The sequence below is a fragment of the Isoptericola sp. NPDC060185 genome, assembly GCF_042728595.1.
Classification (GTDB): domain Bacteria; phylum Actinomycetota; class Actinomycetes; order Actinomycetales; family Cellulomonadaceae; genus Isoptericola.
Window position 1 is genome coordinate 25875 of sequence record NZ_JBHWYY010000004.1, and the last position, 26215, is coordinate 52089.

The following is a 26215-nucleotide window of genomic DNA, read 5'->3' on the forward strand; positions in this document are numbered from 1 at the left end:
TCCTCGCCCGCCTCCGCGGCCGCCGCGGAGGGAGGTCTGCCACGATGTCGGTCGTGCCCACCACGCAGCCCCTCTCCGCGCCGAGCGCCCCCGGTCCCGTCGGCGCGGCGCTCAGGTCCCGGTGGCTGCTGGCGCTCGGCTTCGTCGTCGTCCACGCGTGGGTGGTGAAGCAGGCCATCACCTGGGGAAACACCATCTACGGGGACGTCACGCTGTACGAGTGGTGGGCCCGCCACGGCCTCACCACCGGGCAGTGGCCGGTGCTCGACTACGACTGGGTGTACCCCGCCGGCGCGCTGGTCCCGGTCACGCTGCCCGCGCTCCTGTCGACGAGCGTCCTGGGGTACGAGATCGTCTGGACGGCGATGGTCGTGGCGCTCGACGCGGTCGCCACCGTCGTGCTGGTGCGGTCCGCCCCGCGCGGCGTGCTCGGCGCCTGGTGGTGGCTCGCGTTCCTCGTCGCGCTCGGCCCGATCTTCGTCGGGCGGCTCGACGGCGTCGTCGCGCCGCTCATCCTCGTCGCCCTGGTGGTCGCCTCCCGCCGCCCCGCCCTCGCGACGGCGATCGCCACGGCCGGGGCGTGGATCAAGATCGCGCCGGGCGCCGTCGTCGTCGCCCTGGCCGCGACCCGCGCGCGCTGGCGCGACCTGCTGCGGCACGTCGTCGTGCCGGGCGCGGCGGTCAGCGTGGTCGTCGTCGGGCTGGCCCTCGCGGGCGGCGCGGGCGAGCGCGCGTTCTCCGTCTTCGGCCAGCAGGAGGCGCGCACGCTGCAGGCCGAGTCCGTGCTCGCCACCTGGTTCAGCGTGGCGCGGCTGTGGGACCCGACGGTGCGGATCGAGTACAACGACGTCATCTACACCTACGAGGTACAGGGCGAGGCCGCCCGCCAGGTCGCGTCCACGCTGGACGTGCTGCTGCCGGTCGCCGTCCTCCTGCTCGCCGCCCTCACCTGGTGGACGGCGCACCGCCGCCCCGACCACGCCGGCGACATCCTGCTGCTCAGCACCACCGCCCTGCTGCTCGCGCTCATCGTGTTCAACAAGGTGGGCTCGCCCCAGTTCGTCGCGTGGATCGGGCCGCCGCTGGCCGCCGCGCTCGCGCTGGCCGGACGCGGCACGCGCCGGCTGTGGGGGCCGCCCGCCGTCGGGGCGCTCCTCGCCGCGCTCGGCACGCAGATCGTCTACCCCGTCGCCTACGGCGAGTTCCTCGCCGGCGAGCCCGCGATGATCGTCGTCGAGGGGCTGCGGAACCTGGCGCTCGTCGTGCTGCTCGTCGGCGCCGTCTGGCGCATCGCGCAGCTCGGGCGCGACGGCGTGCGGGACGTCGTGGGCGACGACGTGCCCGCCTGAACAGGCGCGTCCCAGGCGTTCACCGGCAGGTCGGCACCCGTTCACCACGGTCTTCCCGGGCCGCCATCCGTCCTCCCTACGGTCACCCCGAGGGCGCGCAGGTGCGCGCCACCGGCCGCCACGGAGGACCCCTTGCGCATCGCCCGCACCCCGCGACCCTCTGCTCCTCGGAACCCCGCACCCCGGCTCCCGCGCCGCACCGTCGTCGGCGCCTGCGCGACGACGCTCGCCGTCGCGCTGGCCGTGCCCGTCGCGCTCACCGCGTCGGCCCACCGCGACACGACGACCGGACTCGCGCGGCCCGGCGCCGGCGTCGTCACGCAGCCGGTGACGACCTCGGCCGACGACGCCCGCATCGCGCTGTCGCCCCTCGGCTCGCACGCCACGGGGGTCTTCGACGAGTCGGCGGCGGAGATCGTCGCCTACCACGCGCGCTCGCAGCGCCTGTTCTCGGTGAACGCGCAGGCGGGCGAGGTCACCGTGCTCGACGTCGCCGCGCCGTCCGCTCCTCGCAAGCTCTTCGCGCTGCGGACCACGGGCGTGCGGGCCGCGGACGGCAGCACCGTGCCCGACGGCGCGGTCGCGAACTCGGTCGCCGTGCGGCCCGACGGCCTCGGGGTCGTCGCCGTCGAGTCCCCCGACAAGGTCTCCGACGGCTGGCTCGTGCTGTTCGACGCCGCCGGCGACGGCCGGGCCCTCGGCGCGTGGCGCGTCGGCGCCCTGCCCGACATGGTGACGATCACGCCCGACGGGCGCAGCGCCGTCGTCGCCAACGAGGGCGAGCCCGCCGACGACTTCTCGGTCGACCCCGAGGGCTCCGTCTCCGTCGTCGCGCTCCCCGACCGCGTGTCCGGCAAGAAGCTCCCGGCCGTCACGCAGTCCGCCGTACGCGCCGCGACGTTCCACGCCTTCGAGGGCGACGCGCTGCCCGACGGCGTGCGCGTCTTCGGCCCGGACGTCGCGGGACCCGGCGGGTCCCTCGCCCACCGCGTGTCGCGCAACCTCGAGCCGGAGTACGTCACGGTGTCGAAGGACTCCCGCACCGCGTACGTCGCGCTGCAGGAGGCGAACGCCGTCGCCGAGGTGGACCTGCGCAGCGCGCGCACCATGGACCTGTGGTCGCTCGGCAGCAAGGACCACTCCGAGCCCGGCCAGGGCATCGACCCGTCCGACAAGGACGGCGTCGCCGCGATCCGCGAGGTGCCGGTCCGCGGGCTCTACATGCCCGACGGGATCGCCTCGTACACCTCGCGCGGGCGGACGTACCTCGTCACCGCGAACGAGGGCGACGCCCGCGAGTGGGGTGACTACGCCGAGCCCGCCCGGGTCAAGGACCTCGGCAAGGACGGGCACGCGCCGGTCTGCGCCGACTCCCCCGCCGCCGGGCTGCTCGGCGACGAGGACCTCGGCCGCCTCACCGTCACCACCGCGTCCGGGCTGCGCGCCGACGGCTCCTGCTACGAGCAGCTCTTCGCGTTCGGCGGCCGGTCGTTCTCGATCTGGAGCACCGGCGGCGAGCTCGTCTTCGACTCCGGCGACCAGTTCGAGCAGGTGACCGCCGACGCCCTCGGCGACGCGTTCAACACCAACCACACCGAGACCAAGGGCGACGGCCGCAGCGACGACAAGGGCCCCGAACCGGAGAACCTCGCGATCGGTGAGGTGTCGGGCCGCACCTACGCCTTCGTCGGGCTGGAGCGCGCCGGCGGCGTCATGGTCTACGACATCACGCGGCCCGAGCGGGCCGCGTTCGTCACCTACGTCTCGAACCGCGACTACTCGGTGTCCGTCGAGGACGCGATCGACGACGGCGCCGACCCCGGCACCGCGCTCGCCTCGGCCGGCGACCTAGGCCCCGAGGGGCTGGCGTTCGTCCCCGCGTCCGACTCCCCGACGCACCGGCCGCTGCTCGCCGTCGCCAACGAGGTGTCCGGCACCACGACGTTCTTCCAGGTCGACCGCCTCACCGGGCGCCGCTGACCCCCGGGCGGTCGGCGTCCCGGGTCCGCACCACGCGGCCCGGGACACCGGCGGCCCCGGGTGCCGAGTACCGTGCCTGTCATGACCCTCTCGCAGTACCTGGACGAGTGCGCCACCCGTGCGGCGCTGGTCCTCGGGCACGAGATCGAGGTCAGCGTGACGGTCCGCGAGCACGGCATCTCCCTGAAGGCGGGCAGCAGCTCCCGGGCCGCGGCGCGCTGCGACCAGGCCGAGGCCCGCGCTGACACGGGGCCCTGCATCGACGCGATGCGCGTGCGGGAGGCCCTCACCACCGACGTCGCCACGGCGCCCGCGCGCTGGGAGGCGTGGGCCACGGCCGCGAAGGACGCCGGGTTCGTGCAGGCGCTGGGCGCGCCGGCCGTCGTCGGCCCCGGGGTCCAGGTCGCGCTCAACGTGTACTCGCGCACCGGCGGGGACTGGCCCGCCGACTTCGTCGCGACCTGCACCGCCTACGCCCTGCTGACCGCGGACGCGGTGCGCCTCCAGCTCCAGTTCGCCGACCTCGAGGCCGCCGTCGCGGCCCTGCACCGGAGGATCGCCGACGACGTCGCCGTCGAGCGCGCCGTCGGGGTGCTGATGGCCGCGAACGACTGCACCGACGACGACGCCCGGCGGGTGCTCCGGGCCGCCTCGCAGGCGCGCGACCTCCCCCTGCGCGAGGTGGCCGACTCGATCGTGCGGACGCTCGTCCTCGGCGGTGAGGGCGACGTCATCGGAGAGACCGATCACTGACACCGCAGGCCGACATCGCGGCACGACGACGAGCACCGGCCATCGGTGGAAAACTGGCCCCGGCGCGACAGGACGGAGCCAGCGGTGAACACCTCCGAGCTTCTGGGGCTCCTCGCCCGCGCCCTCACCGAGGTCGAAGGGGCCGACCTCTCCCCCGCGACGCGCCTCGGCCGCGCGTGCGTCGCCGTCCTGGGGGCGCAGGGCGGCACCGTGACCGTGGCGGCGTCGCCCGGCGAGCAGCTCACGATCACGACCTCCGGGGGCACGTCCGCGGAGCTCGGCGCCATGCAGGAGGTGCTGGGCGACGGGCCCGGGCACGTGGCGATCGCCGAGGACAGGATCGTGGTCACGCCCCTGCGGCCCGGCGCCGTCCCGGACGACGTCTTCTCCCTGTTCGCCGGCGGGGGCAGCGAGGACGCCACCTGGTACGCCGTGCCGATGCGGGTGGGCGGCATCCCGGTCGGTGCGCTCGGGCTGTACGTCGCGGGGTCGTCGCTCGCCCGCAGCCTGGAGGAGGCGCAGTTCCTCGCCGACGCCGTGGGGACCGCCGTGCTCGGCGAGGCCGACGAGGACGGCGCCTCCGCCCGCGCCCAGGTGCACCAGGCCACGGGGATGGCGGCCATCCAGCTGCGGCTGCCGCCCCCGGACGCGCTGGCCGTGCTCCGGGCGCACGCCTTCGCGCAGGGGGCGACGCTGGAGGCCGTGGCGCACGACGTCGTGACGCGGCGGCTGTCGTTCGCCGGCACCGAGACCGTCGAGTCGCGCCGCTCCGACGAGACCTGAGGGGCTCAGTCCGTCCGGAGCGGCGTGAGCAGCCCCTGGACCGTGGCGCGACGGTCCAGGTCCTGCCGGTGCGCGACCGCGACGATCTCGCGGGCCAGCTCGCGGATCGGGACGTTGTGGTCGTTGGAGGTACGGCGCATCATCCCGAACGCGGTGTCGGGGTCCACGTCGTAGAGCACGGCGACCATGCCCTTGGCCTGCTCGATCACCCCGCGGCTCTCGGCCGCGGTGCGGATGTCGGCCGACGCGCGCGCGTCGGCGCGCTCCGCGACCACGGCGGTGAGGTCGACGACGAATCCCTCGAGCACGAACGGCCCGGCCGCCTCCTCACGCACGCCCCGCCCGACGACGGCGATCGTGAGCTCGCGGCCACGCGCGTCGAGCAGCCGGTGCACCACGGAGAACGCCTCGCCCGTGCGCGTCGCCGCCTCGAGGGCCTCGCGGGTGCGGTCGCGGTCCTCCGCGTGCACGTGGGAGAGCACAAGCTCGGTGGTGGGCACCACCTCGCGCGGGGCGAAGCCGTGCAGGACGTACACCTCGTCCGTCCAGGCCCACAGGCCGGACGCCGGCTCGAGCCTGAACTGACCGACCAGGCGCGGGGGCTCGAGCGTCTGCCCCTCGGCTGCCACGGTGTCTACGGGCAAGGTCGCCTCCGACCACATGAAGCACACCGGCCGTTCCTTGACCGGAGATGACGACCCTAGCAAGCGGCGGGCCGGTCGGGACGACGGCGGCGCGGACCGCTACGTTGGGCGCGTGCCGACACCGCCGTCGCCTCTCCGCCCCGCCCGCCGCGCCGTCCTGGGCGCGACCTTGCTCGTCGCCGTCCTCGCTCCGGCAGGATGCACCGCCCTCCCGTCGCACGCAGGCGGTTCGCTCGAGGTCGAGGTGCTGTCCACCTGGTGCGACGACGGGTGCACGACCGCCCCCGCGGCCGGCGCCGAGGTCGAGGTGCTCCTCGGCACGGACCCCGTCGACCGCGGGACGTCCGACGCCGACGGCATGACCCGGTTCGAGCTCGACTCGGTCGGCACGTTCGAGGTCGTCGCGCACGTGGGCGAGGTGACGTCGCTGCCCTCGCAGGTGGACGTCCAGGGCGGGGGCGGCCTGACCGACGTGACGATCATGGTCCAGGCACCGGGGAGTCCGTGATGTCGGCCCGACGACGGCACCCAGGCACGACGCTTCGCTCCGCCCTCGGCCGGGTGCTCGGCGTCGTCGCCCTCCTCGTGACGACGGGGATGTCGGCCGGGTGCGGGGTCTTCCCGCAGACCGCGTACTGCGGCTCGAGCGACCCGGTGGTCACGCCCACGAGGGCGGCACCCGGCGACAAGCTCGACGTCCGGATCACCGGCGGGGGCGGCGTCGACTGCTCGACCGACCTGCCGGACCACGCCCGGTACACGATCTGGATCATGTCGCGCGTGGACGGGACGGGAGACGACGACCTCGGCACCCACTACTACTCAGCCGACCTCGCCACCCTCGACCCGGACGAGGACGGCGCCGCGCGCAGCACCGTGGCCGTGCCGCAGGACATGCCGCCCGGCCCGGCGACGATCTCGGTGGACCTCGAGAACGCCATGACCGTGTGCGAGATCGACCCGAGCATGTCGTGCGCGCCGGACCCGTTCGCATTGATCGAGATCGCGGAGTGAGCGGCCCGGGCCGCACGCCCTGCTAGGTTGCCGCGGGTGCGCAGGGTGTCGGTGGTCGGGGCGGCAGGGTCCGGGAAGTCGACGCTCACCCGGGAGCTGGCGGTGCGGCTCGGCGTGCGGCGCGTCGAGGTGGACGCGCTGTTCTGGGGGCCGGACTGGACCCCCCGCCCGCGCGACGCCTTCGAGGCGGACGTCCGGCGCGAGGTCGCCGGCGACGCGTGGGTGATCGACGGCAACTACTCCGCGCTGCTGCCGGAGGTCTGGGCGCGGGCGGACGCCGTGGTCTGGCTCGACCCGCCCCGCCGGGTCGTCATGGCGCAGGTGTACCGGCGCACGGTGGCCCGCGCCGTCGACCGGACCGAGCTCTGGCCGGGCACCGGCAACCGGCAGCGCTGGCGCGACGTCTTCGCACCCTGGCGCAAGGACGGCATCGTGCGCTGGTCGTGGGACCAGGTGGGGCGCTACCCCGAGCGGTACGGCGCGGCGATGGCCGACCCTGCGCACGCGCACCTGGAGTTCCACCGGCTGCGGTCGCGCGGCGCGGTCGACGCGTTCCTCGCGGCCGCCCGCTGAGCCCAGGTCGGCTGGTCCCGAGGTCCGCTGATCCACGGGGGCGATGACTCCATGACGCCGGGGCGGTCCACCCGTCATGACCAGAGTGGTGGGTGACATCTCGATCTCCCTGGACGGGTACGTCACCGGGCCGCACCCGGGCCCCGAGAACGGGCTGGGCGACGGGGGCGAGGCCCTCCACACGTGGGCGTTCAGCGACGACCCGGTCGACCGGGAGCAGCTCCGGTCGGCCACCGCGCGCAGCGGCGCCGTCGTGCTCGGGCGACACCTGTTCGACGTCGTCGACGGGCCGCAGGGCTGGGACGACGAGGTGGGCTACGGCGCGCTCGAGGTGGGGACGCCCCCGTTCTTCGTCGTCACGCGGCACGAGCCCGCGCGCACGCGCCTCGCGTTCTGGACCTTCGTCACGACCGGCCTGCACGACGCCGTTGAGCATGCGCGCGCTGCCGCCGACGACGTGGCCGCGGAAGCCGGCGACGACCGCGACGTCGTCCTCATGGGCGGCGGGCTCACCGTCGGGTCGGCGCTGGACGCCGGGCTGCTCGACGCCCTGGTGCTGCACCTGTCCCCCGTCGTCCTCGGGTCCGGGACACCGCTGTTCGTCGGCGGCCGACGGCACGCCCTGGTGCAGCGGACCGTGACGCCGTCGACGACGGCCGTGCACGTGGTCTACGACGTCGACGCCCGCGTGCCCGTGCGCTGATCGCCGTCGAGCACGAGGTCCGCGAGCGCCCGCCGCAGGGCGGCGGTGCCCGGGCCGGGCTCGAACGCGGGGATGCGCAGGAAGTCCTCGAGGTCGGCGCGGGAGAAGTCGCCGAGCCGGTCGGCGCGGCCGTCGCGGATGGACTCGAAGACCGTCGGGCCATGCACGAAGACCGGGTCGGTGAGCCGCAGCCCGCCGTCGGCGGCCTGGAGGATGTGGCCGGGCCGGATGTCGGCGCCGCCCCAGAGGCGGTAACGGCGGGCGCCGGCGGCGAGCAGGTCCTCGATGCGGCGGCGCAGGTCCACGACGTCGGGGTGGTCGGCGAGGTCGGCGGGCACGTCGTCGGACGGAGCGGCGTCGGTGGCGCTGGTGATGCCGAGGGACTTCACCAGGCCCAGCGCCCGGCCCTCGTCCGCGGGGTGCAGGCGCTCCATGACGACGACGTAGCCGCGGTGGCGCAGGGGCACCACGTCGTCGATCCGCACGACGAGCGGGTGCGGCCGAGCGGCGAACTCGTCGGCGAAGAGCCGGTACGCCGGGTCGAACGGCGTGACCCGCGCGGCCAGGGAACCGTCCGGGGACGCGAGCACCCACGCCCAGTCACCCGTACCGATCAGGCTCCAGCTGTGCGCCTCGAGCACAGCGCGCGCGTCGTCGGCGGTGGCGTCGGGGTCGATCGTCGGGAGCACGGCCCCAGCATCGGCCGGTGCAACCCACGCCGTCAGGTCCTTTTCGCGTACGGGAGCACGACGTAGTACCCGATGACGGTGAGCGGCGCTGAAGTGGCGCCAGGTGCTACGTCGAGGCTGCGATTGCGCCCATGTGTCGTCGTCGCCCGCCCCATACCCTGACCCGGGAACGAGCGGAGGAGATCGGGTGCTGGACGACGAGGGCGTGCGCGACACGCTGAAGCGGTGTCGGATGCTGATCGGTGCGGTCCGCGCGCCGAAGTTGCGCCAGGACCTGGCGTCGGCGCTCGACGGCGGCGCGGACGTGGGCCCGCAGGTCGCGGCGCTGCGCTGGTTCGACGACGGGGATCCCGACCAGCGTCGGCTGGCCGATGACGCCGCGGCGCTCGGCAGGCTGCTGTCGGAGCACGGGATCCTGGCGTACGGGCCGATCTCGGAGTGGCCCGCGCGGGAGCAGGACCGGCCGGGGCTCGCGCGCGCCGTCGTCGACCGGGCGTTCGTGGGCGAGCGACGCGGCTGGATGACCGAGGTCGAGCTGAACGCGCGCCTGGCGATGCTGTTCTTCGACCCGTCCGGGCTGCGCCGGTTCGCCGTGGACACCGGCATCCTGGAGCGGGAGGCGGACGGCTCGCGCTACTGGCGGGCCACTGACCAGCGCGGACTCGCTGCGGTCTAGAAGGGCGCGAGCGTCTCGAGCAGGATGGCGCCGACCATCCCGGCGAGCGACAACGAGATGACCAGCACGGGCGCCCGGCGACGCCGGCGGAGGGCGCCGACCTCCGCGCCGAGCACCCAGACGAAGAGCACGAGGGTCAGGAGCCGCCACACCACGCCGCCCACGGAGGGCGCGTCGACGACGGTGAGGACGTGCCGCCACCACGCGCTGACGAAGAGGCCGGCCACGCCCGCCTGGATCAGCGCGAGGCCCGTCACGGCCGCCGCCCGCAGCAGCCGGTCGCCGCGGTCGTCGGCGTCCGCCCCGGCGAGCTCGTAGCCGTCCGTGCGTCGCGCTGCCATCGTCGGTGGTCTCCCGCTGGTCGTGGGTGGCGCCGGTCGCCGGCGCCTGGCCGACCAGTGTCCGGCGCGGAGGCGCGAAAGTACAACCATCCTGGCGAGATTCGTCACCTCCTGACAATGATCACCAAGTGGTGATAATTTTGTGTCATGGCCTCGCCGGAACGTCGTGACCTCCTCGGGCTGCTCGGCCCGCTCTACCGCAGCCTGCGGCGCGCGGAGGACCGCTGCGCGCAGGCGGCCGGGCTGTCGATGTGGCAGTACGCGGTGCTGTCCGTCGCCGCGCGGGAGGAGGGGCTGAGCCAGACCCAGCTCGCCGACCGGCTCGGGTACAGCCGGAACCGGATCGTCGGCGACCTCGACGTCCTGCAGGCCCGCGGCCTCGCCGAGCGCCGCGCGGGCGCCGACCGGCGCCGCAACGCCATCCACGTGACCCCCGCCGGGGTCGCCACGGTCGCCGAGATCCAGGGGGCCATCTGGGCCGCCGAGGACGAGCTGCTGGCCCACCTGCCGGCGGGCGGCCGCGCGTCGTTGCAGTCGCTCCTCGAGCACGTCGGGGCGCGGCCCGAACCGAGAGGCTGATCATGGACACGTCCGCGCTGCACACGGCTACCGAGGCGTTCGCCGCCCTCGTCTCGGAGGTGACGCCCGGCGACCTCGCCGCGCCCACCCCCTGCGAGGGCTGGGACGTTGCGGACCTCTACCGCCACGTCGTCACCGAGAACGTCCACTTCGGCCAGGCCGTCGCGGGCACCGAGGGTGCGCCGTCGGACCTGGAGCAGCCGCCCGGCCTCGACCGCGTCGGCCCCGCCTGGCCCGGGCTGGAGACGACCTACCGCCGCACCGCCGGCCTCATGGAGCGCGCCTTCGCCGACGTCACCGATCCCGAGCAGCGGCGACCCGTACCAGGCGTGCGGGGCGAGCGCGCCGTCGCCGACCTCTACGAGATGCAGCTGTGCGACACCGTCATCCACACCTGGGACCTCGCCCGCGCCCTCGGCCTCGAGGACGACGACGTCGACCCCGCCCTCGCGCAGCGCGTGCTGCGGCGCATGCAGGCCGGACCCGACACCTCCCGCGGCCCCGGCCGCGCGTTCGCCGAGGTCCGCGGTGCGGCCCGCCCCGGCGCCGGCGTCCTCGAGCAGATCATCCTGCTGTCCGGCCGGACGCCCTGAGGGGCGTCGGGCCCGCACCGGGAGCCGTCGCCCGGGCCGTCAGCGCGCGGTGACGATCCCCTCGCGTCCGAGGTGCGCTCCGACGGGCCCGTCCCGCCAGTCGAGGTCATAGAGGCTGACCTGGATGCGGGTCGTCGCCGGGTGCGCGCCCAGACCGGGAGGAAGGACCGTCGCCCGGCCGCGCGAGTCCAGCGCGAGGATCTCGGGGTCGCGGACCTGCAGCTCGTCGACGACGAGGAGCAGCTGGTGGCGCCGACGCGCCACCCCGGTGACGTGGTCCCAGGGGACCTGGAGCCGGTAGCGGTCCCGCTGGACCGCGAGCCCGTCGTCGGAGACGGTGAGGGTGCGGCGCCGGGCCCGCGCCCAGGCGAACGGGACCGACAGGAGCATCACCGCGCCGAAGGCGACGGCTCCCGCGACCCCGGACGGCCCCACCAGGGCCGCGAGGCCGAAGGCCGCGGCCGTCACCGCGACGGGTGGCACGACGGCGCTCACGAGCACGACGGCCGGTCGGAGGCGGAGCTGCTGCGGCATGGGACCGAACCGTAGCGTCCACCGACGGCCCGTGGTACCGCTACTCTTCGCGTCGTGAACGACGACGTGGTCGAGCTGAAGGTCCGCTTCCGCCGACGGACCGGGAAGATCGCCATCGCGGTCGCCGCCGTGCTGGTGCTCCTCGTGACGTGGTGGACGGTCTCGGGAACGGCGGCGGTGGCGATGGGGTCCGCAGCGTCGTCCGGCGTGGGGCACTGGGACCAGTGCAAGTACGCCGACGACGATTTCTGGGCCCTGTACGCCCAGGACGAGGCGCCCGTGGCGGTCCAGACCATCCGCAACGACGGGCGGTGGCCCGTCGTGGTGGTCAGCCGGCGGCCAGAGGCCTTCCGCTTCAGCCCGCCGCCGGCCGACTTCCGGGACGACTCGATCTTCCCCGCCGATCCGGCCGACGGGGCTCCGCCGGAGTCGGAGACGTCGGACCGTGTCACCATCCCGCCCGGCCGGGAGGCGTCGATGTGGATCATCGACCCGTTCCGGCGTGTCGACGGCGCCATGGTGTTCGGCCAGACGCGCTCCAACGACCGGGAGGGTGCCGAGAGCGCGCCTGTCACCGTCTGGTCGCTCGGCGTCCCCCGCGACGTCGACATCGCCCTCCTCGGCACCCTGTGGCAGAGCCCGCTGACCAGCGACTCGTCGGACTTCCAGGACGAGCTCGCGCTGCTGTGCGACGAGTGATCCGGCGATCGGTGGGGCACCGACGTCGATAGGCTCGCGAGCGTGGACCGACCAGGAGCTCCGGTGCAAGGTCAGGAGATGTCCGCCTACCCTCCGGCTCCTCCGCTGGCGGTGGACTGGACGCGGGCCCGCGCGGCGCTGTCGACCGTCGCCCTGCTCGGGGTGGAGACGGTCATCAGCCTGGGCGTGATGTTCGGGACGGGCCTGCTGGTCTGCGTGGTGTCGGGCCCGTACGAGGACCTGCTCTCGGTGGTCGGGTGGGTGTTCTGGAGCGCTGTCTTCGCCGTCGTCACGACGGGGGCGGTCCTCGTCGTCGGGCTCCCGCTCCGCTTGGCCCGGCCCCTGCGCTCGTGGTGGGAGCGCAACGGGGAAGTCATGCTGCTGGGCGTGCTGGTGGGCGTCGCCCTCGTCGTCGGTGCCTTCGTCGCGGGGCATCCCGGCACCGTGAACGCGGACGGCGTCGAGCTGGCGGTGTACGAACCGCAGTGGGTTCTCCTGCTGGCCGGCTGGGTCGTGCTGGCGTTCTCGTGCGCGTACGTGCGCTGGCCGCGCCGCTGGACACCCCGGAGAACGACGAAGGGCCCCACGCCCGCGTGATGCGGGTGGGCCCTTCAGGTGGCGGTAGCGGTGGGCTCCAAAACGGCGCGTTGGTTCGCCCTGCTCGCTCGGGGTGTTCTGGCATCTGACCTGGTCTTTTACGGCTTCGTCCGTTGGATCGGGTTGCACCCGCCGGCTCCGATCTGCCGTCCAAAAAGGAGGCAATTCGGCGACCTACCGACCGTTAGCCGCTACGAGCTGCTGTCCGTGCTGCGACCGCGCCGTCGTGCGATCAGCGACTCCACAGTCATCCCGACGGCACCGATGACCGCCAGAAGCCAGAGCACAGTGAGGGGCGCTCGAATCCAGTCCGTCAGGACTCCTTCGGTCCACCAGATCATGAGGAACCAGGCGACGAGGAACATGCCCAGCAAGACGTGCCGCCAAACGTTGCGCAACCGGCTCGGCCCGTCCATCGGCATGACGCGAAGAGTACTGCCGACATGGGCCATGTCGGAGCCCACGCCGCGGCCGTCGTGCAGCGCCAGCAGGAGGCCCGGTGCACAGGGAGGCGCCGTACCGATAGCGGAGCATAAGAGGTCGTCGGAGGTCCGGGTCAAGGGTGGCCGCAGGCCATCGCGTAGCGACGCCGCAGGCGCCCTTGACGCGGGCCGGAGGCGGCCGGATGCTCGGCGGTCGGTACGGGGCCGGACAGCGAGACGCCGCACGTACTCAGCCACGAATTGCGGACGGTACACGCTTGGCATCACCGTCGAGCGAGGTCCCGGAGTCATAGCCCTGCTCCCGGCGATTGACGCTCGACGCTGGTCCCGCGATGATCCCCAGGCAGTGCACGCCACCGCAGACGCGCAAGTTCCTCTTTCGAGCAGCACACGCGGTGTCCTGGACCCGGAGCAAAGGTTGACAGAAGACATGGAGCAAGCTGGTCCCGAGCCAAGGTCGGCGAACCTCGGTGCCGCCGGAGGTGCGGAGCTTGCCAACGGAGACGTGATCTATCGCGTGTCACCCGGCCTCCGAGTGGGCACCGCTGTGGCCGCGCCGCTGTGGATACTCCTGTTCCTTGCCCTCACCACCGTCCCCCTTCACCCCGATGACACGCTTGGCAGCATCCTGTTCGGGTACACCCTCGTCGGGGGCGGCGGTGTCTTCGCCCTCCTGATCGGTCGCGGATGGATCCGCGTCTCTGATGAGGGGATCAGCACCCGCAACATCTTGACGTCGACGTGGGTCCCGTGGAACGAGGTGGAGGCCCTCGAGTCCGGATCGAAGGTCGGCATCGTCAAGCGCGACGGTCAGACGTGGTGGTGCTGGGCGGTCCAGCGAGCGAACATCGCTGGAATGCTCAATCGGCGCTCCCGGGTCGACCGGGTCGTCGGTGAAATCGAGCTCCGTCATGCCAGGGCCACCTCGGTCTCGGTCCCCGAGCCTGGCGACAACATCTCCCGCAGGTCGCTGATACGACCTGCGTGGTGGGAATGGATCGTCATCGCCGGGTACGTGGCCACAGCCATCGTGGGGCTCGCCGGCACTTAGGGTGCGGGCCACGCGCGGGCGCGGTTCGACGCGGGCCAGTGTTAGGCGAACGCGATGCGCCGTGACCCGCACGCGACGTACGGCGCGCAACCACGGCGGAACCACGGAAGCGACCCTCGCAAGTAGCGCCAGGCCGCGTTGTTCCTGTGAGGTACGCCGGCCGGAGCGGGCGGTGGGGTGCGCGCAGCGAGCGGAGCGAGCGAAGCGCGGGGCCCCGACGTCTGCTCCGGCCGGCGTGCCGAGCGCGGCGCATGCCGCGCCTTGAGTCAGTAGAGAAAGTCCTCACGACATGACGGCGTCAAGCAGGTCCCGCTTCAAGGCAGACTTGGACCTGACCTGCCCCTCCCCCGGGTTCGGGAAGACGCACCCGAAGCCGCGGAGACACCCTTGAGACCGGCTTACCCAGCTGAGGAGCCTCATCCGGGCGGGAATTCACCCGACGACCCGGCGCGGACACGCCTGGCCCTCTGGCGAGTGTCGGACGGTACGTGCATCATGATGAACTCATCCGACCAGGAGGCCAGAGTGAGCGTCACACTGCTAACGCGGGATCAGGCAGTCGAGCGGCGGGCAGACTTGCTGAGCCGCCTTGGATTGACCGAAGAGGAGCTCATGGGCCGAGCGCGGCGTTACGAGCTCACGATCGCCGAGCGCGACGTTGCAGATGAAGTCGAGGGCTTGACGTACCTTCTCGGAGCAACCAGCGAGCAGTGACTTTCGATCCAGATGTGCAACTAGCGCACGAAGCCGAATGCTTCGCGTCAAGTTGCACATCACTGCTTAGCAGGGTGATTCTAACTCCCTGCCCTGAGTTTGTTGCGGATGGCATGCTCGGAAACGGCGTGTTCTTTGTTAAGCAGAAGGAATCCTCCATCCCGCTTGTTCGCACAGACGGGGAACTCGTCCTCTCCTTACAGGCCAAGTTCGACTGCCGCCTCGGTGGCAAAGATCGGCAAATGAAGACCCTCAAGTCGGAGATCAAGGTTTTTCCGGCGACGGATGGCCCGGCCCGACCGCTTGTGCGCTATGACTTTGTTGAGGACCCGATCGGCGACGTTCCGGCGGCCCACGTTCAGTTTCATGCACCACATCCTGAGCTCGAGCAAGCGATGACGCGTGCAGATGCTGGCACCCGGCGCGGCAAACAGCGAAAGAAGAGGGTTGACAGCGGCAAATCTCCCGAGGCCTCAGAACTGCATTTCCCGGTTGGGGGCAGGCGTTTCCGGCCATGCTTAGAAGACGTGCTTGAGGTCCTGATTGTCGAGTTCGGGATTCGATGTGTCGATGGCTGGCGAGATGCGCTCGCAGACTCGCGTGAGCGCTATCGCTCCATTCAGTTGCGAGCCGCCGTTCACGACTCGCCTCGCCACGCGATTCAAGAACTAGCGCAGATGGGGTACCGAATTGAGTGGACGGGCGAGGGTCAAGAGCCGACGGGGAATGCCGCCAGGATGCGCGAGATGTAGCTTCCTGCCGTCGGAGCGGGCACACCCTACTCGTTTGACTCCAGCGCTCTGCATGCAGGGACAATGCGGAGCGTTTCTTCAGCACTGTGTTTCTCCTGAGGAGGTGCAGACTGCGTCCGCGACCTGCACCATCGCCTGTCGGACTGGTGTCTTCGACGCGGCCCACGGGCGGTCGGCGTGGTCACGCCCGCTTGCTCCGGCGAGCCCTCGGTAGAGGGAGTGTTTCGGCCGCGGTGAGCTTCGCGTACGCCGAGAACAGCGCCGTTAGCCGAGCCTCATCGCTGACCGGCGCCGTAAGACCGAATGCTCGGTCGACGTGCGCATCGAGCGCGCGGTGGGCCTTCAGTAGTTCTGCTGCCATCGCGAGCGGGTTGTAGTGTTCGGCGAGCGACCGCTCGGGGTGCCGCTCGCGAGCAACGAGCACACCGCGACCCGCCTCGCAGATCGCCTCACGCCTCTTGGCGTCGACCGCGGGGAGCGGGAACGTGTTCCAAGTCAGGGTGTTCGCGAAGTTCGGATCGGATTTGATCCGGCCCCCGACAGCCTTCTGCCAGGTGATGAACATGGACGACGAGAGTATGGCGAACGCGAACCCGTCAGGGTCCTCGCACTTGTAGACCTTGTTTCCGGCGACGATGTCAGGACTGAGGTAGGCAACTGTCGCCCAGCGGCGCGACTCGGTGAATACCGACGGGATTCCGACGTAGGGAACGGTCGGTTGGGAACGCTGCCCGAAGAGGTACGGAGTCTGTGCCATCTCTCGTGTCGATGCCGCGGACGACTCACGACGGACGTCTGCCACCAGCTTCAGTCTGGTGCGAAGCACCTCAGACTTCGCAACGTCGGCCGGATCGAGGTCCTCCATCCACAGGCACCACCGCTTGAGGTCGTTGATGAACTCCTTGCCCATCAGGAATGGGCGAAGGTACTTCGCCGCGATCGGATCGGCGGCGACCTCCGCGTACTCATCGGGGGTGACCAACAAGTGGCCTCCATCGCGCGGCATGCTGCCCATCGACACGCTCGGAAGCCCAGACGCCAACGGCACGCGACGCTGCTCGACGAGGATGTTCGGTCCGTCAGCGAGGTAGGCGTTGATGCGCTGGGCGACCACGTGTCGAGTCGGTTCGCCCCGCAGCGCCTCGTAGTCGTAGAGCCAGGCGGGCCGGCGCGGGTGCTTGTCGAAGCCGATGATGACGCAGTGCACGGCCGCGGCGTCCGGGGCCTCGGACGTCCATGCGAAGGTGCGGTGAGCGAACTTGATGCGCCAGCCAGCGGCGAACACTGGTCCGAAGAGCGCGGGGACGGGCTCGCCTTGGGTGATCGAATTCGTCGAGACGAAGGCGAACTCGCCCTCGTACCCGGGCTGCTCGAACAGGGCGAGGGCCTTGGCGTACCAGCCGGTGACGTAGTCAAGTCGGCCGATGTCGTTGCGTCCCCACACGGTTCGAAGCTCGGTCGCTTGGGTGTCGCTGCGTGAGGCGTGCCCGAGGAACGGCGGGTTGCCCAGCACGTACAGGTGCTCGGAGGGCTCGACGACGGTCGCCCAATCGAGCGTGAGCGCGCTCTGCCCTGCCCGGATCGTGTCGATCTTGTTTAGCGGCAGGGTGTCCGGGCCCTGGCCGAGCGCGAGCTCCATAGCCTGATTCGCCTGGTGCTCGACGAGGTGCAGTGCCGTTGCCGCGATCCTGGCTGGCCAGTCGTCAATCTCGATGCCGTGGAAGCTCTCCAGGCGGACGGGAAGGTCCGCGACGTCGAACATCAGGGTGGCCTCGTGTCCGCGGACGCCGAGCTCTTGCAGCCGCGTGAGGACGGCGAGGTCGAGCGCGCGCATCTCGCGGTACGCGACAACGAGGAAGTTTCCGCATCCACACGCGGGGTCGAGGAAACGCATCCTGCCCATGTCACGACGCAGTTCTCGCAGCTTCTTTGCGTCGTGGAGCTGGTCCGTGTACCGCTGACGCAGCTCGTCGAGGAACATCGGGCCGATGAGCTTCAGGATGTTCGTCTCGGTCGTGTAGTGCTCTCCGAGCTCGCGTCGGGCCTTCTTGTCCTTCACTGCCTGGAACAGAGAGCCGAAGATCGCCGGCGAAATCGCGGACCAGTTGAACGTGCACGCGTCCAGCAGGCGACGTCGCATCGCTGCGTCGAAGGACGGGATGGGCAGGTTTTCGACGAACACGCCGCCGTTGACGTACGGGAAGCGGCCTACGAGCTCGTCGAGGTTCCGCTGGCGCCTGCCAGGGTCGGTCGCCATCACCTGGTAGAGGTGCGTCAACTGCGATCCGAGGTCGGAGCCGTCCTCGGAGGTACGGGTCGCGACGAACTCGTAGAACAGGTCCCGCTCCCACACACCAGCGTCGTCGGCGTAAAGCGCGAACAGCGTGCGCACGAGAAAGACGGATGCCTCGTGGTCGCCGTATCCGGAGCCCTCCAGGCCCTCCCACAGCTCGGCCATGATGCGCGCCGCCTTGACTGAGGCCTTCTCCTGGTCGGTCGAGCCGAACTGGCGCACGCCATAGCCGGCGAAGAACGCCATCCGCTCGGCGTTGGAGGGGAAGTCCGCGAGCGTGAACTCAACCGCGCCGGGCACGTCACCAGCGACTGCTTCGGCGTGGAGGTCGAGCAGTCGGAAGCGGCGGAAGTCGGAGGTGATGACCCACCGCGGCATCTCCGCGTCGCTGAGCGAGTCCAGGTAGTCGAGCGCTTGCTTCTCAGCCTCGACAAGATCCTTGCCAGCAGACTTCATCTCGATCGCCGCGACCCCTGGGACCAGTGCGTCGATGTAACCCCGGGCACCGCTCGAGGAACGCTTCGCGCGGAACTCATACAGCCCTGCGCGGGTCGCGGTGATGCCGTACACAGCGAGCAGGTCCCGCACGAACGACTGTGCCTCACCCCGCTCGTATCCCTCGGCGTCTCTCCAGTCATTGACGAACCCTGCAGCGCGTGTCCGGATCTCGTTCAGGGACGGGGGCTTCGGCATGGTCTGGAGGGTACTGCTGGCTGCGCCAAGAGGATGTCTGCCACACGCTTCTCCGTCGGCCCCGTTCAGCCGGTCTCCTGGCCCGGGTGCAAGGATGAGGCTATGGACGCGGGCGGTACTGAGCTCTGGAACACCACGGAGGTTGCCAAGTTTCTCGGCGTGAAACCGGGGACTGTGAGCGCGTACCGCCATCGTGGTCAGATGCCGGCACCGGCGCGGACAGTTGGGGCACGGACACACCTATGGGACGCGGCGACCATCCGAGCGTGGCGCGCGGAGCGCCGAGACGGTGCGGATGCTGAGACCAGTAATCCGCCTCGTAGGACGGACTCGCACGAGTGGTTGGTCCACGGTGAGCGTGACCTCTACTCGTCGGAGTGGGTGCGGCTCAGCATGGTCGATGTCGAGCCGCCGAGCGGCGGGCGCTTCGAGCACCACGTTGTGACGATGCGGCCGGCCGCGATGACTGCTGTTCTTGATAAGGAGGGTCGGCACGTCGGGCTGATCTGGCGCCATCGGTTCGCGCCCAATGTGTGGAACTGGGAGCTTCCCGGGGGGCTCGTCGATGACGGCGAAGATCCGGCGGAGGCCGCTCGCCGCGAGCTGGTCGAGGAGGTCGGACTGCGCGTCGAGGGACTCCGGCACCTGGTCACGTTCGAGCCGGTGATCGGGATGGTCCGGAGTCCGCACCACGTGTACGCCGCGACGGCCCTTGATGGCGCTTCGACTCCGACCGAACTCAACGAGGGGAGCGGGCTGCAGTGGATCGCCCTCGACTCGATCCGCCGGCGCATCGAGGACGGTGAGGTCCAGAATTCGGGAACCCTCGTGGCGCTACTGCACTTGCTCGCCTTCGGCACCGAGTAGCGCCAGGATGCGGGAGCGCTGACGCTTCGATCCGGTCGCGGAAGACAACTTGGACGCGTGTTGCGCGTGGTGGCGTGCTGCGTCGGCTTGCCTGGCAACCGTGTAGGCAGTTGCCAGGTCAGCATGGAGGCCCGCCGCGGCTCGGTTGAAATCGGGGTCGAGCCGGCTCAGAGCGTCGTTGAGGACCTGTATCGCCTCCGGATGCCCGAGCCGGGCGAGGCAGCTCCCGCGCCATCGGGCGAGATGTGCGGAGTCCAGAACAACGAACGGGACGTCGTCGCCGTCGAGGGCTTCAGCGGCCCGGTCGAGAAGGCCAAGCGTCGTCGATGTGTCGCCGGCTGCCGCGTGCGCCTCGGCCTCCGCCGCGAAGAGCCAGGACCGAACCACGCCCGGAACGCTTGTGCCGGCCATCTGGCGCGCCGCTTCGAACTGCTTGATCGCCCTCGACGTCCTACCGGCGTCGAGCAACGCGTATGCCTGCTGAGCGGTCACGTGGGCGGCGACGGCGTTGTCTCCGGCCTCGGCGGCCAGAGCTCGGGCTAGGTTGTGCAGGCGCCACGAATCGGAGGCCCTCCCGAGGTCGAGTGCCAGCCATCCCGCAAGTGCGGCGGCCTCGGCGCCAGTTGTGGCCATCCCTTCTCGGACGGCTCCGAACTCTGCCCACTGAACGAGGTCAGCCACGTTATGTGCGTGCGCTTCAGCCTGTCCGAGCAGCCTTCGGGCGCCCAGGCGACGATCCAGGACGCGGAGGCTCTGGGTCTGCATTTCGAGCCGGTCGACGAGCTCGGCGTCCACCACTGACGATTCTGCCCGGGCGAGCAAGTCCAGGAATTCGTCTGGGGAGTCGCTCCGTGTATTGACCTGCGCTACTCCGAAGGTCCGCGCGAGCAATGCGGCGTACTCGTCGCTTGGCCTCCGCTCGCCGTTGACCCACAGTCGGATCATCCGTTTCAGGCTGTCGTCCCCGGGCAGCTTGGCGCCGTCAGTGGCTGCGGTCCGTCGCATGGCCGCGATGAGGCGCGAACGGCTCCAGCCGCGCGCTGCGCACATCGCCCCGATGTCGAGCGAGTCCCCTCCGAGTCCCCCGGAGTCCTCTGCCGTGGTCGGTTCCACCTTGCCCAGTCTGTATCAGGCAGTGCTGGTCGGCAGCACTTGCACCCTACAGACACAGTCTGTACGGTCGACCTAGGCAGATACAGAGTGTGTCTGTAGAAATCGCGAAGGAGTGGGCACGATGGCGATGCAGAAGCGATTCCCCGTCGATCACGCGATGGTCTTCCCCAACGGCGCTTTCCTCCACGGTGAGGTCACGGCGGTGGCGGACTTCAACGCTCCTGCCGGGCCGGAGGGCCAGCGTCCGCAGCAGCGAGACAAGGACACCGACCTGCCGCTGTGGCAGTGCGTCGTGATCGACGGCGACGAGGAGGCCGGGCGGCGGGACATCGGCGTGACGGTGAAGATCGCGGCGAAGTACCAGCCGGTGCCGCCGGAGAACAAGTCCCCGATGCCGTGGACGCCGGTGGAGTTCGTCGGCCTGACGGCGCTGCCGTACGTGGACGATAACGGCACCCGTCCCCGCATCGCCTGGTCCTTCCGAGCCAGCGACCTGGTCGCTCCCGGGCAGGGCCGCACCGAGGCGAAGCCGCCCGAGGCCAAGGCCGAGTCCAAGGCGGCGGCCTGATGTCCACGCCCGTGAGCGGTGGGCTCGCGCCTGCGGAGCTGCTGCAGGTCGCTGGGGACCTGGTCGAGTGGGTCGGCGGCCGGGTCGGGTACCTCGCCCTCGGACGCACCTGCGTGAGTGTGCATGTCGACTCCCAGGAAGATGCCGAGCACCTGGCCCGCCTGCTGTCGCTGGGCGAGGTGACCGAGTACCCGCCCGAGGAGCACGCCCGAGGGTTCACGGTCTGGTCCTCGATGTCCGGGGTCGAGCCCCGGTTCGCGGTGCACTATGCCGGCGAGCTCGTCCGACCGGTGCGCGCGTTCCCTCCGGTCGAGCCGTGGTGGGACGACCTCGACGACCGTCCGACCGGTGGGGCGGAGGCGGCGTGATGGACGCGCTCGGCATGGCGTGGGTCGTCATCCGGACGGTCGCGGGTGCGGTGTGGCACCTGGTCTGGTGGACGCTGCGGTCCTGGCGGCTGCTGCTGGCCTGCGTCGTGCTGGGCAACGTCCTGCTCATCCTCGATCACCGCCTCGCCGGCTACGCGGTGATGTGGTGCGTCCCGGCGTTCTGCCTGCTGCGCGCGGTCTGGTCAGTCGCACACCCACTGTCCTATGAGGCGGTACTCGGCGGGCCGATCCGGCGTCGCGGGTGGCGTCGGTACTTGCGCAAGCAGTGGCCGAAAATCGCCGACCGTTGCGGCCTGGCGACCTCGGACTCCGACGACGGGGCACGGGTGATCCCCCTCCTGCGCCGTGTGCGCACCTCGGGGAACACGCTCACCTTCCGGGTCCGCCCCCGCGTGGGACACACCGTGGACGACGTCGCGGCCGCGGCCGAGGCCATCGCGACGTCGGTCGGAGCCGAAGCGGTCGAGACCCAACGGATCGGCGGCGGGTGGCTCGAACTGTCGCTCACGATGCGCGAGCTGCTGCACGTGCCGACCCTGCCGGTGATCCCGTCCGCGATCGAGACCGGCGCGGTCACCCTCGGTCGCACCGCCGACGGGTCACTGTGGCGTCTCGACCTCGCGGCCCGGCACACCCTCGTCGTGGGCCGCTCCGGGTCGGGGAAGGGGTCGATCTTCTGGGGCATCGCTGGGAACCTCGCCCCGGCCTCGCACGCCGGGATGGTAGAGCTGTGGGGCGTCGATCTCAAGGGCGGCGTCGAGGTCTCGGTGGGGGTGCCGATGTTCTCCCACGTTGCCATGAACGAGCCAGACGCGGTCCGGCTCCTCGGCGACTTGCACCGCGTGATCGTCCACCGGCAGAGCCTCATGCGTGGCCTGGCGCGCACGTTCACCCCTTCACCGGGCGATCCCGTGCACGTGCTGATGATCGACGAGCTCGCCGTGCTGACCGCCTACGCCTCCAAGGACGTCGTCAACGAGGCCGCGACCCTGTTGAAGCTGATCCTGACCCAGGGGCGTGCGTTCGGGGTCATGGTCGTGGCGTTCGTGCAGGACCCGCGCAAGGAGACCGTGGGCATGCGCGACCTGTTCACCCAGACCATCGCGCTGCGCCTCGCGTCGGCGTCGGAGACGCGCATGGTCCTCGGAGAGGGCATGGCTGCCGCGGCGCCCGCCCACCACGTTGCGACCACGATGCCCGGCGCCGGGTACCTCGTCGGAGACGACGGCCACGTCGAGCGCGTACGCGCGGACTACTGGGCCGACGACTTCATCCGCATGGTCGCCGCCACCTACCCCGCACCGCCCGCGCCCCCGCTGCCCGCCGAGTCCGAGGCGGGCTCCCCCGTGGGCGATGACGTCCCAGCGGAGGCCCCGGGCGAGACCGTGGAGACGGCGCCGCGTCCGCGCACGCCGCGCAAGCGGTCCCCTCGCAGGTCGACCGTCGAGCGGGATGCCGAGGTCGCCTGATGAACGCGGCCACGACGACGGCTGAGGGCTTCTGGGGGCATTCCCCCGAAGTCCCCCTCGACCTGGCCGACCTCACCGACGTGCAGGCCGCTGGAATCGTGGCCCGCCTGCGCGACCGCACGGCGGGAGCCTTCGCCGAAGCCGCCGCCCGCACTGGCTACTGCTCCCACCCCGTCCGGTTGCAGGGCACCTCGACGACGATCGACGCGGCGACGGGTGAGGTGCTGTCGCAGTTCAGCTCCGCCGACACCCCGCTCGGCACCCTGTACCGGGCATGTGGCAACCGGCGCGAGTCCGTCTGCCCCGCCTGCTCCCGCGTCTACGCCCGCGACACGTTCGAGATGATCCGCACCGGCCTGCTGGGCGGCAAGACCGTCCCCGACACCGTCGCGGACAACCCGCTCGTCTTCGCCACCCTCACCGCACCGTCGTTCGGGCGCGTCCACGGCACCGGAGGCAAGCACGGCGGCGGACGCTGCCGCCCCCACGGCATCGGCGTCTGCCCGCACGGTCGCCCGCGCTCGTGCACCGCCCAGCACTCCGACACCGACCCCCTCGTGGGTGGGCCGCTGTGCGACGCCTGCTACGACTGGCACTCCGCTGTCGTGTGGCAGTGGCACGCCCCCGAGCTGTGGCGCCGCTTCACCATCGCCCTGCGCCGCCAGGTCGCCGACCGCCTCGGCGTCCGCGAGTCCGCCCTGCGCGACGTCGCGTCGGTTCAGTTCGCCAAGGTCGCCGAGTACCAGGTGCGCGGCCTCGTGCACTTCCACGCCCTCATCCGTCTCGACGGACCAGATGGGCCCGGCTCCCCCGCACCCTTGAATGGCGAGACCCTGGCCCAGGCTGCCAGGGACGCCGCACGGGCTGTCGTGGTCACCGCTCCCCCGGTCGACGGCGGCGACGTCCCGCGCGTGCTGCGCTTCGGCAAGCAGCTCGACGTGCGGTGCGTGCGCTCCGGCGTGCCGGACAACGACGACGGCACCGACGACCTGCGCCCCGAACAGGTGGCCGGCTACCTCGCGAAGTACTCGACCAAGGGAACCGGAGCCGACCCGTCCGCCCCGCGACCGCACCACCAGCGCCTCATCCGCACCTGCCGCTGGCTCGCGGAACGCGCTCGTACCGCGTGCCGAGGGCTCGCAGGCCCGGACCCCGAGGACGACGACGGCTGCCTGTGCGGGCAGTGCGCCGACAGCCCCTACCGGCTGCTGACCAAGTGGGCGCACATGCTCGGCTTCCGCGGCCACTTCTCCAGCAAGTCCCGGCGGTACTCCATCCCCCTCGGCCGGCTCCGCCGAGCCCGCGCACGGTTCCAGAAGCTCAAGGCCGACGCCGACCGCGACGGCACCCCGATGGACACCGCCGACCTCGAGAACCGCCTGCTCGCCGACGACGAAGGCACGACGCTCGTCATCGGGCACTGGACGTACGCCGGAACCGGCTGGACCAACCCGGGAGACAAGGCCCTCGCCGACGCCGCTGCCGCCCGTGCCCGCGAGTACGCCCAGTGGAAGGCCAGCCGTACCGCATGACCCGCAACGACGAGGGACAGAAGAACGGACACGGGAGGGAATTGCAATGAGCACCACGAGCGTGAACCAGATCGACAGAGCGACCACCCGTCGGCGCCTGATGACGCCGGACGAGCTCGCCGAGTACCTGGGCGTGAGCCTGCACTGCGTGTACGCGTGGTCGAGCCGCGGCGGTGGGCCGAACGTGGTCCGCGTCGGCGCCCGCCTGCGCTATCGGCCCGACGACGTCGAGGCGTGGCTGGACCGGGTCACCGACGACCACGCGGTGGGCTGACCGATGCCTCGCAAGCCCATCGAGCCGGGACGCTGGGGGCAGATCCGCCGCCGTGAGATCTCCCCCGGCGTCTGGCGGGCGCAGGCGCTGTACCGCGACTTTGCCGGCGTGCTCCACAAGTACGAGGCCCGCGGACCGTCCGGTGCTGCGGCGCAGCGTCGCTTGGAGGACAAGCTGCACCGTTCGAGCGCGGACGGTACGACCAGCGGTGGCGCCGCCATCACGCCGGAGTCCCGGATGACGGTCGTCTTCGACCAATGGGTCTCAGAGAAGCGGGTCGAGGGGCAGATCACGCCGCAGTCGCTCACGACGTACCTCGGCGTGCTGGAGCGGGACCTGCGTCCGGCGTTCGGCGCACTGCGAGTTCGGGAGGTGACTCCGGTCGCGGTGAACCGGGTGCTCATGGCGCTGAGCGCGGCGCGGAAGTTCGACACCGCCCGGCAGGCTCGCAACGTGCTGTCGCAGGTGATGATGATGTGCGTCCGGTACGGGGCGGCGCCGTTCAACCCGGTGCGGGACGCCGTGACGGTGCGCAAGCCTCGACGCGACGAGGTCCGCGCCCTCGGGCTGGAGGACATCGCCCTGCTGCGCAAGGCCGTCCGCGAGTGGGAGAACCGCCCCGCGCTCCCTCGCGGTCGGCGGAACATCACGCTGCTGCCGCAGATCGTGGACACGATGCTCGGCACCGGGCTGCGGATCGGTGAGTGCCTGGCGCTGCGGGAGGCGGACCTCGACCTCGAGGCTCTGATCCCGACGCTCACCGTGACGGGCACCATCGTCCGCGTCGAGGGGCGGCTGCTGCGGCAGTCCAAGCCCAAGTCGGACACGTCGCGCCGCACGATCACGCTGCCGGCCTTCGTCGTCGCCGCCATCACCGAGGCGCTGGACCTCGGGCTCGACGGCGGTCCGGACGACCTCGTGTTCCCGTCGACCAACGCCACGCCGCGCGCACCGAGCCGGATCCGCGACCAGCTCCGCGACGCGCAGGCCGCCATCGGAACCAAGGTCACGCCGCACGACTTCCGCCGCACCGTCGCCACCCAGGTCGCCAACTCGACCACCATCGCGAACGCGACCGCGCTGCTCGGTCACGCCGACGAGGGCACCACCGTGCGGCACTACGTGAAGCGGACCCACGTCGCCCCGGACCTGCGGACGGTGATCGACCAGCTCGTCACCCAGGCGTCGACGTCGGGCGTCCCGGAAGGGAAAACGGAGTGAAAAGGGAGTACGGGAAACGACGAAGGACCCCACAGCCGCAGGAATGTGCGGGTGGGGCCCTTCGGGTGGCGGTAGCGGTGGGATTTGAACCCACGGTGGACTTTCACCCACACACGCTTTCGAGGCGTGCTCCTTAGGCCGCTCGGACACGCTACCTCGCCGGTCGGACCGGCCCACCGAGGATACCCAATGGATCGGCAGACTCGAAATCCGGACGGCGGCGGGCGGGACGGACCGCCCGCCCCCGGGGGGTGGGGGGGGGGGGGGCCGCGGGGGAGGCGGCGGGCGGGCCCGCGGGCCACGCGCCCGGCCCGGCGGTGGGGGGGGGC

The 26215-nt window shown here is 71.4% G+C and carries 30 protein-coding genes and 1 tRNA gene; 23 read left to right on the forward strand and 8 right to left on the reverse strand.

Annotation, left to right across the window (positions count from 1 at the left end; translation table 11 throughout):
- Positions 1-53: 53 nt before the first annotated feature.
- The 4 genes from ACFWDO_RS02495 to ACFWDO_RS02510 all read left to right on the forward strand — a co-directional run bounded on the left by ACFWDO_RS02495 (position 54) and on the right by ACFWDO_RS02510 (position 4865).
- Positions 54-1349, forward strand: coding sequence for a glycosyltransferase 87 family protein (locus ACFWDO_RS02495; RefSeq protein ID WP_380322169.1), 1296 nt, complete (start codon positions 54-56; stop codon positions 1347-1349).
- 132 nt (positions 1350-1481) lie between these two features.
- Complete coding sequence (locus ACFWDO_RS02500) at positions 1482-3329, forward strand: choice-of-anchor I family protein (RefSeq protein WP_380322166.1); 1848 nt, start codon at positions 1482-1484, stop codon at positions 3327-3329.
- An 81-nt stretch (positions 3330-3410) separates the two neighbouring features.
- The gene (locus ACFWDO_RS02505; RefSeq protein ID WP_380322163.1) at positions 3411-4082 is read left to right on the forward strand and encodes an ANTAR domain-containing protein; all 672 of its coding nucleotides are present in this window, start codon (positions 3411-3413) and stop codon (positions 4080-4082) included.
- Between the two features lie 84 nt (positions 4083-4166).
- Positions 4167-4865 carry an ANTAR domain-containing protein gene (locus ACFWDO_RS02510; RefSeq protein ID WP_380322160.1) on the forward strand — a complete coding sequence of 233 codons (699 nt, stop codon included), beginning with the start codon at positions 4167-4169 and terminating at the stop codon, positions 4863-4865.
- Between the two features lie 5 nt (positions 4866-4870).
- Here the strand turns inward: ACFWDO_RS02510 and ACFWDO_RS02515 are convergent, their stop codons facing one another.
- Positions 4871-5494, reverse strand: a complete 624-nt coding sequence (locus ACFWDO_RS02515; RefSeq protein ID WP_380346779.1) for a PAS and ANTAR domain-containing protein — start codon at positions 5492-5494, stop codon at positions 4871-4873.
- Positions 5495-5621: 127 nt separating this feature from the next.
- Here ACFWDO_RS02515 and ACFWDO_RS02520 point away from each other — a divergent pair, with 127 nt between their 5' ends.
- From ACFWDO_RS02520 to ACFWDO_RS02535, 4 genes are all read left to right on the forward strand, one after another.
- Positions 5622-6017 (forward strand): hypothetical protein, encoded by a 396-nt coding sequence (locus ACFWDO_RS02520; RefSeq protein ID WP_380322154.1) that lies wholly within the window; start codon positions 5622-5624, stop codon positions 6015-6017.
- A complete protein-coding gene (locus ACFWDO_RS02525) occupies positions 6017-6523 on the forward strand; it encodes a hypothetical protein (protein ID WP_380322151.1) in 507 nt (168 codons plus the stop codon). Before ACFWDO_RS02520 ends, ACFWDO_RS02525 begins: the two co-directional genes overlap by 1 nt.
- A 36-nt stretch (positions 6524-6559) precedes the next feature.
- Positions 6560-7096, forward strand: a complete 537-nt coding sequence (locus ACFWDO_RS02530; protein WP_380322148.1) for a toxin — start codon at positions 6560-6562, stop codon at positions 7094-7096.
- Positions 7097-7172: 76 nt separating this feature from the next.
- Positions 7173-7799 (forward strand): dihydrofolate reductase family protein, encoded by a 627-nt coding sequence (locus ACFWDO_RS02535; RefSeq protein WP_380322145.1) that lies wholly within the window; start codon positions 7173-7175, stop codon positions 7797-7799.
- On the opposite strand, the gene ACFWDO_RS02540 is transcribed toward ACFWDO_RS02535, so the two are convergent.
- The gene (locus ACFWDO_RS02540) at positions 7766-8488 is read right to left on the reverse strand and encodes a hypothetical protein (RefSeq protein WP_380322142.1); all 723 of its coding nucleotides are present in this window, start codon (positions 8486-8488) and stop codon (positions 7766-7768) included. The genes ACFWDO_RS02535 and ACFWDO_RS02540 overlap by 34 nt on opposite strands.
- Before the next feature lie 187 nt (positions 8489-8675).
- Here ACFWDO_RS02540 and ACFWDO_RS02545 point away from each other — a divergent pair, with 187 nt between their 5' ends.
- Complete coding sequence (locus ACFWDO_RS02545) at positions 8676-9164, forward strand: DUF2087 domain-containing protein (RefSeq protein WP_380322139.1); 489 nt, start codon at positions 8676-8678, stop codon at positions 9162-9164.
- On the opposite strand, the gene ACFWDO_RS02550 is transcribed toward ACFWDO_RS02545, so the two are convergent.
- Complete coding sequence (locus tag ACFWDO_RS02550; RefSeq protein ID WP_380322136.1) at positions 9161-9505, reverse strand: hypothetical protein; 345 nt, start codon at positions 9503-9505, stop codon at positions 9161-9163. The two genes, ACFWDO_RS02545 and ACFWDO_RS02550, sit on opposite strands and share 4 nt — an antisense overlap.
- Before the next feature lie 147 nt (positions 9506-9652).
- On the opposite strand from ACFWDO_RS02550, the gene ACFWDO_RS02555 reads away from it, so the two are divergent.
- Together ACFWDO_RS02555 and ACFWDO_RS02560 are read left to right on the forward strand one after the other, a co-directional pair.
- Positions 9653-10084, forward strand: a complete 432-nt coding sequence (locus ACFWDO_RS02555; protein ID WP_380322133.1) for a MarR family winged helix-turn-helix transcriptional regulator — start codon at positions 9653-9655, stop codon at positions 10082-10084.
- Between the two features lie 2 nt (positions 10085-10086).
- Positions 10087-10677, forward strand: a complete 591-nt coding sequence (locus ACFWDO_RS02560) for a TIGR03086 family metal-binding protein (protein ID WP_380322130.1) — start codon at positions 10087-10089, stop codon at positions 10675-10677.
- A 39-nt stretch (positions 10678-10716) separates the two neighbouring features.
- Here ACFWDO_RS02560 and ACFWDO_RS02565 read toward each other — a convergent pair whose 3' ends face one another.
- On the reverse strand, positions 10717-11211 hold the full coding sequence (locus ACFWDO_RS02565) for a hypothetical protein (protein ID WP_380322127.1): 495 nt from the start codon (positions 11209-11211) through the stop codon (positions 10717-10719).
- A gap of 54 nt (positions 11212-11265) precedes the next feature.
- Here ACFWDO_RS02565 and ACFWDO_RS02570 point away from each other — a divergent pair, with 54 nt between their 5' ends.
- Complete coding sequence (locus tag ACFWDO_RS02570; protein WP_380322124.1) at positions 11266-11910, forward strand: hypothetical protein; 645 nt, start codon at positions 11266-11268, stop codon at positions 11908-11910.
- 78 nt (positions 11911-11988) lie between these two features.
- A complete protein-coding gene (locus ACFWDO_RS02575) occupies positions 11989-12507 on the forward strand; it encodes a hypothetical protein (protein WP_380322121.1) in 519 nt (172 codons plus the stop codon).
- 191 nt (positions 12508-12698) lie between these two features.
- On the opposite strand, the gene ACFWDO_RS02580 is transcribed toward ACFWDO_RS02575, so the two are convergent.
- Complete coding sequence (locus ACFWDO_RS02580; protein ID WP_380322118.1) at positions 12699-12929, reverse strand: hypothetical protein; 231 nt, start codon at positions 12927-12929, stop codon at positions 12699-12701.
- A 451-nt stretch (positions 12930-13380) separates the two neighbouring features.
- Between ACFWDO_RS02580 and ACFWDO_RS02585 the strand changes: the two genes are divergently transcribed.
- From ACFWDO_RS02585 to ACFWDO_RS02595, 3 genes are all read left to right on the forward strand, one after another.
- Positions 13381-14001: a hypothetical protein gene (locus ACFWDO_RS02585; RefSeq protein WP_380322115.1), complete on the forward strand. Its 621-nt coding sequence runs from the start codon at positions 13381-13383 to the stop codon at positions 13999-14001.
- A gap of 525 nt (positions 14002-14526) precedes the next feature.
- Positions 14527-14715 (forward strand): hypothetical protein, encoded by a 189-nt coding sequence (locus tag ACFWDO_RS02590; protein ID WP_380322112.1) that lies wholly within the window; start codon positions 14527-14529, stop codon positions 14713-14715.
- Between the two features lie 242 nt (positions 14716-14957).
- Positions 14958-15467: a hypothetical protein gene (locus tag ACFWDO_RS02595; protein ID WP_380346781.1), complete on the forward strand. Its 510-nt coding sequence runs from the start codon at positions 14958-14960 to the stop codon at positions 15465-15467.
- 181 nt (positions 15468-15648) lie between these two features.
- Here the strand turns inward: ACFWDO_RS02595 and ACFWDO_RS02600 are convergent, their stop codons facing one another.
- Positions 15649-18453 carry a DNA methyltransferase gene (locus ACFWDO_RS02600; RefSeq protein WP_380324737.1) on the reverse strand — a complete coding sequence of 935 codons (2805 nt, stop codon included), beginning with the start codon at positions 18451-18453 and terminating at the stop codon, positions 15649-15651.
- Between the two features lie 393 nt (positions 18454-18846).
- On the opposite strand from ACFWDO_RS02600, the gene ACFWDO_RS02605 reads away from it, so the two are divergent.
- On the forward strand, positions 18847-19320 hold the full coding sequence (locus tag ACFWDO_RS02605; RefSeq protein WP_380324734.1) for an NUDIX hydrolase: 474 nt from the start codon (positions 18847-18849) through the stop codon (positions 19318-19320).
- Here the strand turns inward: ACFWDO_RS02605 and ACFWDO_RS02610 are convergent.
- Positions 19288-20433, reverse strand: coding sequence for a hypothetical protein (locus ACFWDO_RS02610; protein ID WP_380324731.1), 1146 nt, complete (start codon positions 20431-20433; stop codon positions 19288-19290). The two genes, ACFWDO_RS02605 and ACFWDO_RS02610, sit on opposite strands and share 33 nt — an antisense overlap.
- Positions 20434-20554: 121 nt before the next feature.
- Here ACFWDO_RS02610 and ACFWDO_RS02615 point away from each other — a divergent pair, with 121 nt between their 5' ends.
- From ACFWDO_RS02615 to ACFWDO_RS02640, 6 genes are read left to right on the forward strand one after another with little or no spacing between them, the layout of a single operon-like run.
- On the forward strand, positions 20555-21001 hold the full coding sequence (locus ACFWDO_RS02615; protein ID WP_380324728.1) for a plasmid replication, integration and excision activator: 447 nt from the start codon (positions 20555-20557) through the stop codon (positions 20999-21001).
- Positions 21001-21369: a hypothetical protein gene (locus tag ACFWDO_RS02620; RefSeq protein WP_380324725.1), complete on the forward strand. Its 369-nt coding sequence runs from the start codon at positions 21001-21003 to the stop codon at positions 21367-21369. Before ACFWDO_RS02615 ends, ACFWDO_RS02620 begins: the two co-directional genes overlap by 1 nt.
- Positions 21369-22859 carry an FtsK/SpoIIIE domain-containing protein gene (locus ACFWDO_RS02625; RefSeq protein WP_380324740.1) on the forward strand — a complete coding sequence of 497 codons (1491 nt, stop codon included), beginning with the start codon at positions 21369-21371 and terminating at the stop codon, positions 22857-22859. The genes ACFWDO_RS02620 and ACFWDO_RS02625 overlap by 1 nt, the downstream gene beginning before the upstream one ends.
- Complete coding sequence (locus tag ACFWDO_RS02630) at positions 22859-24391, forward strand: replication initiator (RefSeq protein ID WP_380324722.1); 1533 nt, start codon at positions 22859-22861, stop codon at positions 24389-24391. The genes ACFWDO_RS02625 and ACFWDO_RS02630 overlap by 1 nt, the downstream gene beginning before the upstream one ends.
- A gap of 46 nt (positions 24392-24437) precedes the next feature.
- Complete coding sequence (locus tag ACFWDO_RS02635) at positions 24438-24665, forward strand: helix-turn-helix transcriptional regulator (RefSeq protein WP_380324719.1); 228 nt, start codon at positions 24438-24440, stop codon at positions 24663-24665.
- Between the two features lie 3 nt (positions 24666-24668).
- Positions 24669-25886 carry a tyrosine-type recombinase/integrase gene (locus ACFWDO_RS02640; RefSeq protein ID WP_380324716.1) on the forward strand — a complete coding sequence of 406 codons (1218 nt, stop codon included), beginning with the start codon at positions 24669-24671 and terminating at the stop codon, positions 25884-25886.
- A gap of 66 nt (positions 25887-25952) precedes the next feature.
- Here the strand turns inward: ACFWDO_RS02640 and ACFWDO_RS02645 are convergent.
- Positions 25953-26042 (reverse strand) — tRNA-Ser (locus ACFWDO_RS02645).
- Positions 26043-26215 lie beyond the last annotated feature (173 nt).